The sequence below is a fragment of the Paraglaciecola sp. genome (assembly GCF_051252315.1).
Lineage (GTDB): Bacteria > Pseudomonadota > Gammaproteobacteria > Enterobacterales > Alteromonadaceae > Paraglaciecola.
In genome coordinates this window covers 1-13,677 of sequence record NZ_JBPOFP010000051.1, presented here as the reverse complement: position 1 = coordinate 13,677, position 13,677 = coordinate 1, and the positions used below count along the sequence as shown (strand labels likewise).

The following is a 13,677-nucleotide window of genomic DNA, read 5'->3' as shown; positions in this document are numbered from 1 at the left end:
CTTCACCTGCTAGGATATGTTTGTTGATAGAAAATTCTCAAAGTCTCGTGGATTGTTAAAAAGTGCCGTTGATCGAGAGTCGAAAGATTCGCCCATTTAAAGTGTATTGCCCTAAACGGTTCTTATATACGGTTTCATCCACAACATTGCCGTCCCATGCATTGGTATGGAATCGGTATTGCTTTTCATCAAGTATATTGACGCCATCTAAACCAATGTTGAGATATTCATTAATTTTGTAGCGAGCCGCTAAATCTAACTGCCCATAATTATCAGTCCAGCGCATATCGGCAGTACTGGTATTGGCCTGATTTAGAGATTCGGTTCTATAGTTGTAACTTAAACGAAATGAATGGCCATGTTTTTCCCAGAAAACCGTGGCATTATAAGTGTGCTTTGATTGGCCTTGGAAAGCGGTTTTCACCTCAACCATGTCACCGTCTTCATTAGAACCAATATAGGTTGCATCTGAATCCGCAAACGTATAGTTCAGCGAAACACCTAGACCTGATAAATCGCCAGGTAATGTTGCAAATGCATGAGTGAAATTAGTTTCTAAACCTAGAATTGAAGCGGCTTCACCATTAACTGGTTTGATGCTGTCGTAAAATAATACTGGGCTTAGTGGAATATCAGATTGGGGAAGATTCGCATATTCTGGGAGAAGGTTTTTAGTTAAAAGCTCGTTACCTTCATTGTCATAAAGCGTACCGTCAACCCTTTCAGTGGTCTTGTAAATAAAGCTGTCAATGTCTTTGTAAAATATACCTGCAGACAAAATACTTGATTTATCAAAATACCATTCATAAGCCACATCATATTGCCAAGCTGTCATCGGAGCTAAGTATGGATTTCCGACACGTACATTTGACGAATCTGGGTTGTTTTCACTATGATTTGTACGGCCATAAGGTGCAATATCGCCTAAAGTAGGCCTTGCCATAGCTTTACCTGCTGCAAACCGAATTAGAGAGTCATCAGTAAGGAGGTAACGTAAATTTAATGTTGGTAAAATCTCGGTATAGTCATGCTCTGAGGTGATCGCATTAAACCCCTCTTCACATCCCTCAACAGTATAGCCTTCTATGTTACTGGTACATTCAACTTTTGTTACTCTTGTACCACCAAAACCTTGTGATTCAGTTATTGTTTCGGAATATCTAACACCAATATCACCAAGTAATCTGCCATCTAGTGTATTAATATCAAGTTGAACATAAGCCGAAATAAAATCTTGTTGGATAGCATACTTCTGACGCATATCTACCTGCCAAGGCATATCAGCTATGCTGGCAGTAACTGGGATTGGTTGACCATTCTTATCACTCAAACCTGCATTATTATATCGTTCTAACAACACGCGATTAACTTGATTGAAGTCAACATATGCCCAAGAATCAAGTGCTGATTGGGTAGCAGATGTACTTTGACCTTCGCCGTCGAATAAGTCATCAAACGGGAGATCTTGTTGGATATTCTCCATTCCAATCCAAATAGTGTTTCTTAAGCCGTAAAGAGCACTATTTGAACTACCTAAGCTTAATTGAACATTTTCTTGGTATCGATCTTGAGCGCGACTTGTATATTTACCACCAAATTTAACACCAGATAAATGCTCTGAGTCTAAATAATAATCAACATCAAGTTGAACGGTTAACGTGGAATCGTCCATATCACGCTGCTGATTAGCGACATTAGCCAACTGTAGGTGTTCATTTTCGTTGGTGATGTGCCATACACCATCAATGACTTCATCACCCCATGGTGGCGTCCATATTTGGACATATTCTGGACCGGGCGCTAGTACTGGTCTGTTACCATTATCTGTGTTGCTATAAATGTGTTCAGGTAATTTTTCGTTGCCAGTAATATCATATCCAGACAAGGTATCATAATCAGCAAAGTTCAATTGATTAAAATCTTTATATACTTGGGTAGTGTCTGAATAACCTATTCTGCCTTCAATCGTAAGATCATCTCTTAAATAATCAAATCCTATGTTGGCTACGTTGGTTTCAGTAATTATTTGGTCTTGCACAAAATTACGATTCCATCCTCCGCGTAATGATTCCATACGCGTTATTGTTTCACTATATGGATCAATTTCCGCGCCAGTATACAAACCGTTATCTACAGCTCCTTCATTAACGCCAGCGACACCTTCTGTGAAAGTTGTTCCTGCACTTGTTCTGTTTCGACTGGTATCTAACCTGCTGTGTGAAGCATCAATATAAAAACTGAAGTCATCTGATAGTGAAAACTGCACTGTGGCGTTTAGACCTTGACGAGCTCTATCTTGTAATTGATAGGTCGATTGAAATTGCTTAGGATGAAAACCCCGTTGTGGTGTTTCAGTTAAATCAGATAATGCAATATCTGAAGGATTACCTTCGGAATCATACATAGTCGCAGTGAAATCGTCGTAACGATATAAATTTCCGCTGCTGTCTTCCATATACAATCGACGTTCGGTATCTCTGGGCATGAGATTACCCACCCATCCATAAGTGCTGGATTCATCTGAACGGCTGCGGCGGCGTTCATAGGTTACACCAAGGGCTACCCCAACCGAATCATCAAAAAACTTAGCAATGTAATTTCCGTTGATGGCAGGATCGAGTTGATCTGCTAATTCACTGAAGTTTTGCTTAATTCTAATTGTTTTCGAACCATGCTTTTTTTCTAGTGGACGAACTGTTCTTAAATTAATTCGACCACCTAAACTACCTTCATCTGTACTTGCGCTTGGCGTTTTTACAATTTCTATACTACTCAGCATGTCTGCCGACATAGTGTCGAAACTAACTGCGCCACCATCACTTCCACCACTTACTACTTGGCCATTAACTGAAACTTGGTTCATTGAGGGACCCATACCACGAATACTCACAGTGGTACCTTCACCGCCATCTCTGTCAATAGAAACACCTGTAATACGTTGCATTGCTTCGGCTACATTGGCATCCGCCATTTTGCCTATATCTTCAGCGACAATGGAATCTACTACACCATTTGCCATGCGTTTGTTATTGAAGGCCTTACTAAGTGAACCTAAATAGCCTGTTACTTCTATAACTTCTAACTCTTCTGACTCCTTATTGTTAGCTGAATTATTATCCGCAATCACTTTTTGCTCTGATAAAGCTTTTTGCTCATCTAAAGCGTCTTGTGCAAACACTTGCTGTGAAAATAAAATTGCAATTGCTTGAGAGCATGCAATAACAATCTTCTTTTTGTTGGGTAACTGCCTCATTTTTGCCTCTTTATGCTAACTCTAATGTAAATAGTGGGATTATTTGACTTAACATTTACTTTCAAATATCAATTGCCTATATAAATTTGGTAATTGATAAAAAACGTGTTTTTAATTTTATTAACCTGTTAAATCTTCCACGTTTAAGGGGGACATTGCTGCCACTGCAAATCTAAGCTTTTAACAACTATTGATGTGAATCGTTTACTCGTATGGCATATGTAAATGCAACTTCGAGTTTGTAAGTTTTTTGTAGCTTTTGTTAATTCCCCAAACGAAGCCTAAAAGAAAGGAAGTAACTCAGATAGTATCTATTAACCTATCTATCTATATATTTTTGACCTTGGTTTATTTTATTAATATATAACCCTTCTTTTTCATATTTAAGGGTATTGTTTATTAGGTGTTTTAACATGCAGTAGTTCCCCTTTGTGGTCTTATTGAATAAATATGGTCACTTGTGCGATTAGCGCGTTAGTTGATGCTTCAGGGAAAGTACAGGTTGAAGTATTCCAAGGACGATCTTCTCTAACTGCTTTGTCCTTTTCAAAATTAACCGTTCGGGTTATTTATTTTTAAGTTCCTTAGTACTGCTATCGGCCAAGAATTTTGGTAAAACCTGCAGTAGGGCTGCAGAAGGGGGATTGCTATTATACAACAAAGGTTAACAGCCCCTAGGTATATTGGTAAAAATTAATGGGTAAAGTAGGCATAAAAAAGCCCCGCTAAAGCTTTTACTAATGGGGGCTATACGAAGGGAACTGCTAGGAGTGTTAGCGAAGATAAATACTGCGTTGCAATTTAATATCTTGAGACGAGCTACCAATCAATATGTCAAATTGACCAGGCTCAACGACCCATTTTTGACTTTGTACATCAAAGAAAGCAAATGTGTCTTTGTCTAAGCTTATTTCAATGACTTTTGTTTCATTTTTGTCTAAAGATATTTTCTTAAAGCCTTTAAGTTCTTTGACAGGACGTGCAATACTGGACTTAGGGTCGCGGATATACAATTGTGCGATCTCACTTCCTGACACATCACTAAGATTACTTAGCTTGAAAATTACCTTATACTCGTACTTTTCCTGGTTAATAGGTATAACCGTTAGGTTTTGATAAGCAAAATCAGAATAGCTCAACCCATAACCGAATGGGAATAATACGTCTTTTTTCTGTTTTTCAAAATAACGGTAACCGACAAAAATACCATCTGTATACACATTACTTTGCTTAGTTTCTTTGTAATCACCACCGTTGAATATTGAATCTTCAGGGTAAAGGTCGTCTGTTCTAGGGTAACTAAAAGTAAGTTTACCATTTGGATTTGTTTGACCAAATAGAACTTCTGCGAGGCCATGACCAATTTTTTCACCCGCATATGGAGCAAACAATAATGTATCTGCATTATCAACCCATGGGCTTACATCGACATAAGCGCCGGCAATATTTACCACTACGGTGTTTGGGTTAGCAGCCAATACTGCTTTTATCAAGTCGTTTTGACGACCTGGTAATAAGGTTGTTTTACGGTCGCGACCTTCTGTTTCGTTATAGCCCGACATACCCACCACTAATATGGCAACTTCAGATTGTTTAGCTACTTTTACGGCTTCGGCAATCAATTGCTCATCAAGGCGCGCTCTTTCAGGCCTATTGTGTTTGATATTAGGTGTTACTGCACCTTGTGCATAATTGATTTTTATCGACTTAGGCAATAAGTTTTTAATGCCCTGATAAGGAGAAACCATAGCGTCAGGAATATACCAGTTACGGCCACTGCCGCCACCTTGCATATAATAAGCATATCTTACATCGCTTATTGGGACATCTGGGTACCTTTTCGCATTAGGGCCAATAACCGCAACCGATTTAATGTTATTTGTGTTTAAAGGTAATAAATTGGCGTTATTTTTTAACAATATGGGAGCGCTACGTGCAACTTCCAATGCGATGTCCTGATGTTCTTGACTATGAATAACAGATTTTGGCTGATTATGTTTGTTATCAAACATACCAATCTTAAACATAGTGTAGAGTTTTTCAGACACAAGCTCATTTATTCTTGATTCGGCAATTTCGCCACTTTTAACAGCTTGTAAAAGATTATCACCGTAATAAATTGTTTTATGCATTTCGACATTTAAGCCGGCATCGATAGACGGTTTTGTCGAATGTACGGCTAAGGCGAAATCAGATAGTACAAAACCTTTAAAGCCCCAATCGTTGCGCAATACATCGGTTAACAACCATTTGTTTTCACACGCAAACTCACCATTTAAACGAACATATGCGCACATCGCATTCATGGCGCCACCTTTAGTAAACGCAGCTTTAAAGCCGGGTAAATATATTTCACGTAGGGTTCGTTCATCTACAACGTTATTGATATCAAAACGATTGTTTTCTTGGTTGTTAACTGCGTAGTGCTTAGGCCCAGCAATAACTCCGTTAGCTTGTTGTTGTTTAATATAAGGCACGATAAGTTCGCCCGTTAAAAACGGATCTTCTGATAGGGACTCCCAATTTCGGCCACCTAATGGATGGCGAATAATATTCAATGTTGGGCCTAAATTTAAATGTTGATCAGCAGCGCGTAACTCTTTGGCAATTGCGCCACCCACGCGTCCATATAATTCCGCGTCCCAAGTTGAGGCTAAAGCAATGGGGGTGGCGAAATATGTGGCTTTTACTTCAGGATTTCGACCAGCGCGTACACCAGTGATGCCATGGCCCATATTTAAGGTTGGTATGCCTAAACGTTCATTACCTTTTGTTCCGAAGTTTGTCGCATCATAATCGCCAAACTCTTCACCTTTATCTGCCATGCCACCAAGTTGCGCCACTTTTTCTTCTATTGTCATGCGAGACACTAAGTCTTCAACCCTTTTCGCGGTCGGTATCGATGGATCTTTATATGTAGGTTGGTCTTTATTAAATGCGCATCCATTTAATAATAAACTAGCTGAGATGAGCAAACCGCCAGTTATGAACTTGTGCTTTATTAAGTGTGGTATTTTCATAAGGTAAACCAAATTTAAGGAGTAGTTTTTGCTACTCGTGATTTTATTATTTAACAGGCCATTCCAAGTATTTGTGTTAACTGACTAATTATTAAACTTTAGAAACGACGTTCTCAATTTTTCTTTTTGCTATAAAGAATAAATGACACATTTTACTCATGAGGTCAGCTACAAACTTCTAACCTAATACCGTATGACTTATACATTTTTATCTAATTTAATATTTGCCTATAAATACCTATTCATATTTTTGTTGTTGATTTTTTATGGTTTTGAGTTTTAAACATAAAGTTATCTGAACCAATATATTTGGAGACTTTATTACGTTTGTAAACTAACTCACTGAAGAAGCGTTAAACCTCCTGAGTAAAGTCGGTTTTGCTCAAGCTGCTAATAGGATTGAATGTCGCAGAATCAAAGTAGTGTTCAGCTGCAGAAGATCAATACTTAATTCAAAGCTACATTCATTGACTGCATTGGACTAGTTGGTGCTAGATGTATCAAGATTGAACAGGCAGAACAAGGCTGTGAGTATGATGTAAAAACTATGAGCAAAGGTATGTTAGTCGCTAAAACTGCACGTAAATTTAAGGTCACTAGGGATAGTAACCACATTTTACCTATCGTCCTTAATTTACTTGAACAAAACTTTACCGCAGACAGTCCAAATCAAAAATGAGTTGGGTTTACTAGAGAAATTACACTTAATGAATTCCCTTTGGCCATTAACTCAATTAAGAAATCGTATCGAAACTCTTCGTTATTAAGGCACTTATTTTAATTTTTTAGGTTTTATTATATGTAACTTTTAGTTTTAGTTCTTTTTGACTAAAAGCTGTATGCAAAAAAAATATTACAATAAAGTTAAAAATATGTTTTTAATACTTTATGTTCTAATTGATTATGTATGTGAGTGAATCTTGGTGAAACCCTATTTAATTAAGTTGTTGATGTGATTTGTAATCTTTGTCTGTTTTTAAGATGTTGATTTCATGTAATTCCTTTAGATGGTTTTCACTAAAATAAAATAATACAATACATACAGAGGAATATTAAAACATTATGAATATTATATTTAAAAAAACAAGGTTGGCAGCCGGTGTTTCATTAGTGTTTGGTACCACAGCGATAGTTCCTATTGCCGTAGCGCAAGAGTTAAACGCAAGTGACGATACTGAAATTATTCAAGTAAGCGGTATCCGTTCGAGTATGCAAGAATCAATGTTGATTAAGCGCGATTCTCAAGGTGTGGTTGATGCAATTTCTGCTGAAGATATGGGGAAGTTCCCTGATACGAACTTAGCCGAATCTTTACAACGTATAAGTGGTGTCTCGATTAATCGTAGTAATGGTGAAGGTTCGCAGGTTACAGTGCGTGGCTTCGGATCGGGTAATAACATGGTAACACTAAACGGGCGAAATATACCCGGTGGTGGTACTAGTGGAGGAAGTAATAACGCGGGTCGTGGTTTTGAGTTTTCAAATTTAGCCTCAGAAAGCGTTAAGGCGGTAGAGGTATACAAAACTAGCAAAGCAGAAATTGCGACAGGTGGTATAGGCGCGACTATAAATATTATTACAGCTAAGCCGTTTGATAACGAAGGTTTTGTCAGCAGTTTTGGGGCTAAATTAGCTCACGATACTACTAACCGCGCAGGTGATGATGTAACACCTGAGCTTTCAGGAATTGTAAGTTATAACCATGATTCAGTTTTTGGTGTCTCGGCCACTTACAGTCATCAGCAGCGTGATAGTGGTGCTGCACATTTTGAACCGCAAACTTGGCGTTATGGTGAATGGGTGTCAGCGGCTGATATTGGAGCTACTAATGTTATAAATCCACCAGCTGTAGGGCAAATTTTTGCCATGCCAAATCAGATTAAAAGAGAAATAAATGATACTCAGCGTACTAGGAATAATGCGCAACTTACTATGCAATATTCTCCCGTTGAAAGTCTAACCGCGACTTTAGATTATTCTTGGGCTAGAAATGATATCGAAATCGATAGATATTCAATAAATGCTTGGTCTACACGTCGTTATGATGAAGTTACTTTTGATACTGGCGACTACTCAACGGCTACTGGCGTACATATGGTTGAAACTTTATCCGGTACTAAGGATTTTAATAATGACTCAATGCTTGTGGAAACTGAAAACGAGCTCAAATCACTTGGTCTAAATATTGAGTATCAAGTAAATGATGATTTTACGGTTACGTTTGACGCTCATGATTCATCTATGGAAAGTCGTCCTGACTCTGACAATAAATGGGGCAGCAATATTAGGGTGCCCACTGCGATTGCCATTGGAACTTCACAAACTTGGGATTTTACTGGTGACTTGCCGTATTTCTCTATGACAGTTGATGACTCTGTTAAAGGTAATGGTAACGGTGTTGCTGATGTGGGGGATATATCTAGCCAAATGATGATAGGCCAATATACATATCAAAATACAGATACTAAACAATATAAAATTGAAGGTAATTACGAATTTGACGACGGCAGTTTTAGCTTCGGTGTTGATTCACGTGAAGTTGGAACCCGAATACTTTACTCTAGAAATGTGCAGCGACTAGGTACTTGGGGTGTAAGAAATCCAATGGACGTACCTAGTAACTTAGTAAGTGAATTTGATATTGTAGCGGAGTTTGATGATTATACTCAAGCTGGTGAACATTTTGCGTGGAAATCCGACGTGCAAGGGCTTATTGATTGGGCTGAAGGTGAGTATGATTTAGATGCTACATTCAATGATGCTTATCAACGCGATGATTTTATTGTGGAGGATACTTTAGCGGCTTATATACAAATGAGTACATTTGGTGAGTTGGGTGGTAAAGAGTTTAATGTGCTAGCCGGACTGCGTTATGAAGAAACTGATGTTTTGGCTACCGCTTATGCAAGACCAACGGAGATGATAATCTGGGAAGGCAATAATGATTTCCGTAACCCATCCGTTGCAGAGATTACTGCCGTTAATGGTGGTACGAAATACGACCACTTTTTACCAAGTTTAGATTTTGATATTGCACTTAGTGAACAATTGAAAGGACGTGCTTCCTTTAGTCAAACTATTGCGCGTGCGGGTTATAGCAGTTTGCGGGCAACAAAATCAGTTAGTCGTCCCGATGCTCCAACTCTGACAGGCGGTCAATCTCGCGCGAGTACTTCTAACCCAGGGTTAGTGCCATTACTTTCAAATAACATTGATTTTTCGCTGGAGTACTACATTGATGATGTTAGCTATATTTCAGTTGGTTTCTTTGAAAAACGAGTGAAGAACTTCATAGGTACTGGTCAAGAAGACGAAACTCATTTTGGTTTGCGAGATGTTACAAATGGCCCTCGAGCACTAGCCGCACAAGCTGCTCTGCAGGCAGGTGGCTTTGAAGTTACTGAAGACTCTCTATTTGCCATGACTGCTGTGCTTGATAATCCTGATGTTTTTACCAACGGCGCAGCAGATTATTTGGATGACGGAAACTTTTGGACCGAAGTGGAAAATGCGTATGATATTTTCCCTAATGATGAGGACCCACTAATTGTATTTGAAACTAGTGCTCCTAGAAATAACAAGGAAGCAAAAATTTATGGTTTTGAATTTGCTGGTCAACATTTCTTTGGTGATAGTGGTTTTGGTGTTTCTACGAACTATACTTTGGTAAGAGGCGACGTTAATTTTGATAATGAAGCTCCCCTTGGCTCAAATCAATTTTCCTTGAACGGTTTATCTGATACGGCAAACTTGGTATTAATGTTTGAGAACGATGATATTCAAGCGCGTATTGCGTACAACTGGCGCGATGAATTCTTATCAAGTGGTGGACTTGACCCAAAATATATTGAAGCTTATTCACAAGTTGATGTTAACTTCAGTTATATAGTTAGTGAGGAGTTGACTGTCTCTTTTAACGGGTTAAACCTTACGGAAGAAAATGCTCGTCAACATGGTCGCAGTCCAACTCAAGTCTTTTCTATAGATCAGCTAGGTGCACGTTACCAAATAGGTGCTCGTTATAAGTTTTAATGTATAGCCTTAATGTTAATCAAATACTTAACCTAGACACAAGCCGCTACTTATAATAGCGGCTTTTTTGTTTACGAAATGCAACTGGCCTAGCTGTCATATTGAAAAGTTCTAATTTTTTATATTTTAGGGGAGGAGACAATGAACCTTTCTATAGCCATTAGTGTGATGGGAGACGGCTCACATACGTTTAATTTAGTTACATTTATTGCTGTAATTTAATTGGTTTAGCTGGGCAGTGAGTCTTTCGCATTGCTGAATCTTGTTGGCTACCAGTGTTTTGGGCTTAAAACCGTAGCGAGCTCCTGGTGATGAATACGTCCAAACATGACGGAGTTGGTCACCAAGAAAAGCATTTTTTAGCTGCTGGTTTTTAAGTGCTGAGGCGCATAATTCTAAGGTTAAATCGTCATTATCGACCAAATTGCCGGTAAATGTACGCGTCAGTTCGTACGACAGTGTTTGTGTCTTGCCAATATCATACAAGAGGGGCGCGACTCGCGACTATTTCTATATTACTGGCTCAATGATTGACTTGATGTAATCCTTATCGCTACATCTACAGAATGCTTAATCAATCCTCCGACATAGTAATGGTGGAAGTTAAGACTAACTGGACAGGTAATGGATTTGTGGCGACTTCAGATTGTAGAATGACTTCAGCCAAAAACGTTTTTAGCTCTTTAATTTTTAGTGCATCTGCAAGCTTAACCAAAAGACGAAGTGAATTAGGTTTAGGGCGTTAAGTACTGGTAAACCCACAAGATATCCTACAAAATTTTTTCAGTAACTAATGGCTCGATGTATTTACAACGAAAATAAGGTTTTGCTCCAATTGGATCTAGCCGTGGCTCTAAATGGATCCATAATAAGGGCTGAAAATTATCGTTAATGCAGTTTTGGTCTCTTAAAAAAGACGGTCAGCTCGCCGCTTGAATCGGAAAGTGTGATGATCTAATACGATTGAACATCTCGGCCAATTCGAGTAACAAATCCCACAAGAATGTAATTATCGATAAAATGATTGTTAGCATTGGCTGAAGAAAGAATGGGGTTAACTGATTTGTTAAGATTTACCATGCTTTGTAACCTCCAATAATTTGACTAAGTGCCTTATTTATTTTGCGCCCATCTAAAATGGAATTATGATTTTTTAAGGGAGGAAGGATTGCTGTTTTGGGGGCCTAAATGCAACTCTGTATAGTATTGTGAATGGTGTTTTGTTATAGCTAATGATTAATAAAGATTTTTCAGGCAACACGAAGAGAGTAATTAAAATGCTGAGCGATGTCGGAGAGACTAGAATGAGAATAAAATTGTCACATTGCTTAGGTCATAAACTTAACAATGCATAAATCTAGGCGTTGTTAATAAGGTTGGTTGTGTTTTCGATTTTTAGGAACTTATGTTTGTCGAATAGTCGATGTATTTATAGGTGGCAGTTAATCGTTTTTCTTTTCTATTATCTAGTGCCTTTTCTAAAGTACTTTGTCTTCTTTATTAGTGCTAATGCAGCCAGCACAGTAGAAGGTATTTAAGAAGATTTATCGTCGTTGCTAATGGTTACAAATAATACGAAAAAGTAGCCGAATATAGAACGTCAATATTCTATATTGGCTACTTTTATCGATATAAAAAATATTCAATATTGCATTGAAGTAAATTCTATTAATGTGTCACTTTTATATCATCAATATAGATATCGTCGCCTGTACCACCTGATGCAACGCTAACAAACTTAAACTTCATGTCATTTGATAAAGTGTACTTACTCGAAGGTATCGTGATTGATTTGGCTGTAAAACCGTTATTTATATAATCTGAGCCAGATTGATATGTAGCTAAGGTTACCCAGCCTGAGTCCGTCGAACACTGTACACGCACTTTTCCGCCATTGGTGTTCGCGTATAAAGTGAAGTTAAGCGTGACTGCCGAATACGGCGTAGCATCTCTACCGTTGACGGTGACTATAGACGCTGTACTTCCAGTGCTAGCGCGTAATAAAGCCGCTTTTGAGCCTTGAGAAGCTTTACTACCTGTATACAACGAGGCATTGCTTCCATTAGATTTGAAGTTACCCCAACCATTTTCAAAATTGTCTGTTAGTAATGCAGTACCTGTATCAGGAATATCAGGAATATCAGGAGTTTCCACTTCTACTTCTGTTGTTAATTTAATGTCATCAACATAAACATCGTCACCAGTTCCGCCAGAAGCTACACTTACAAATTTAAACTTCATGTCTTTAGAAAAAGCGTAGTTGTTGGCAGACATGGTAATTGATTTTGTTGTGAAACTACCATTTTGATAATCAGAGCCTGCATGATACGTCGCTAAAGTTACCCAACCTGCGCCTGTAAAGCATTGCACGCGAACTGTCCCGCTATTGGTATCAGCATAAAAGCTGAAATTGAAACTTATTTCTGAATATGGCGTAGCGTCAAACCCATTAATTGCTTGAATTGAGGCTGTACTGCCTGTACTTGCGCGTAACAGTGCTGCTTTTGAACCCTGAGCCGCTTTACTGCCTGTATATATTGAAGCATTACTACCATTTGATTTAAAGATGCCCCAGCCGCCTTCAAAATTTTCTTGTAGTAAGATCTTGGTTTCTGTATCACCACCATTATCGCCGGCTCCTGTGATATCAATATCTAGCTTGACCGTTGAATAGGCAGGAATAGAAATAGCGTTGCCTGCAGAATAGCTAATATTCTTAGTTACTAGAGTATCTTCTTGAGTTAAGCCGTTAGATGTATTGGGGTGCGTATATAAGGTCACGTCAGTAATGCTTGCTGTGCCGTTGCTTAAAGCTACCTTATCGATTTGATAAGATTTATTTAATTTGTTGATCAAGAACACTTGACCTTTATCGTTATGCTCATTATAAAATAGCCCGACATTCACATCAGGTAAGCCTGATTGATTATAATCTCCCGTGCCTTTATAACCCGCCATACTACTTAGGCTACCCGAAGCATAATACTTATTATTGAGCACTGCGCCTTTAAACATTGCCATCATATCCAACTTGGCAATGTTTTGAACTTCAACACTGTGAAAATTATCAGCGACAGAGCCACCGATTGAAGTTGGCGCTAATTTCACCATTTGCTTAAATGAATGGCGACTAGACATAGTAACTTGTGGGTACTTCAGCATCTCTAAGAAAAAATTGTTCGCGTATAACCCACCTAAATAAGAGTGACGTAAGCGATATTGCCTTAATGTACCGCCCCAACCGCCAACATGCCATTCTGTTACCCAAACCTTTTTGTTTGGATAAAGATCCTTAAGGTAATCCATAGTTTTTTCTAATTGGACATCCGTATGCGAAATTGTGCTTAAATAAGTTGTGGTATATGGCGGTAA

Annotated in this window: 7 protein-coding genes; 3 read left to right on the top strand and 4 right to left on the bottom strand. The window is 38.4% G+C overall.

The window, feature by feature from the left end; all coding sequences use genetic code 11:
* Nucleotides 1-55: 55 nt before the first annotated feature.
* Together ACSHXM_RS11650 and ACSHXM_RS11645 are read right to left on the bottom strand one after the other, a co-directional pair.
* Nucleotides 56-3,253 carry a TonB-dependent receptor gene (locus ACSHXM_RS11650; RefSeq protein WP_435688940.1) on the bottom strand — a complete coding sequence of 1,066 codons (3,198 nt, stop codon included), beginning with the start codon at nt 3,251-3,253 and terminating at the stop codon, nt 56-58.
* Nucleotides 3,254-4,026: 773 nt separating this feature from the next.
* Nucleotides 4,027-6,273 (bottom strand): beta-glucosidase family protein, encoded by a 2,247-nt coding sequence (locus ACSHXM_RS11645; RefSeq protein ID WP_435688939.1) that lies wholly within the window; start codon nt 6,271-6,273, stop codon nt 4,027-4,029.
* 547 nt (nt 6,274-6,820) lie between these two features.
* Here ACSHXM_RS11645 and ACSHXM_RS11640 point away from each other — a divergent pair.
* Both ACSHXM_RS11640 and ACSHXM_RS11635 read left to right on the top strand, forming a co-directional pair.
* Nucleotides 6,821-6,952 carry a hypothetical protein gene (locus ACSHXM_RS11640; RefSeq protein WP_435688954.1) on the top strand — a complete coding sequence of 44 codons (132 nt, stop codon included), beginning with the start codon at nt 6,821-6,823 and terminating at the stop codon, nt 6,950-6,952.
* A 383-nt stretch (nt 6,953-7,335) separates the two neighbouring features.
* Nucleotides 7,336-10,305: a TonB-dependent receptor gene (locus ACSHXM_RS11635; RefSeq protein WP_435688938.1), complete on the top strand. Its 2,970-nt coding sequence runs from the start codon at nt 7,336-7,338 to the stop codon at nt 10,303-10,305.
* Nucleotides 10,306-10,500: 195 nt separating this feature from the next.
* Here the strand turns inward: ACSHXM_RS11635 and ACSHXM_RS11630 are convergent, their stop codons facing one another.
* Nucleotides 10,501-10,791: a hypothetical protein gene (locus tag ACSHXM_RS11630; protein WP_435688937.1), complete on the bottom strand. Its 291-nt coding sequence runs from the start codon at nt 10,789-10,791 to the stop codon at nt 10,501-10,503.
* A gap of 80 nt (nt 10,792-10,871) precedes the next feature.
* Between ACSHXM_RS11630 and ACSHXM_RS11625 the strand changes: the two genes are divergently transcribed.
* Nucleotides 10,872-11,051, top strand: coding sequence for a hypothetical protein (locus tag ACSHXM_RS11625; RefSeq protein WP_435688936.1), 180 nt, complete (start codon nt 10,872-10,874; stop codon nt 11,049-11,051).
* A 922-nt stretch (nt 11,052-11,973) separates the two neighbouring features.
* On the opposite strand, the gene ACSHXM_RS11620 is transcribed toward ACSHXM_RS11625, so the two are convergent.
* Nucleotides 11,974-13,677 (bottom strand): hypothetical protein (locus ACSHXM_RS11620; protein ID WP_435688935.1); only part of this gene is annotated, 1,704 nt, incomplete at its 5' end.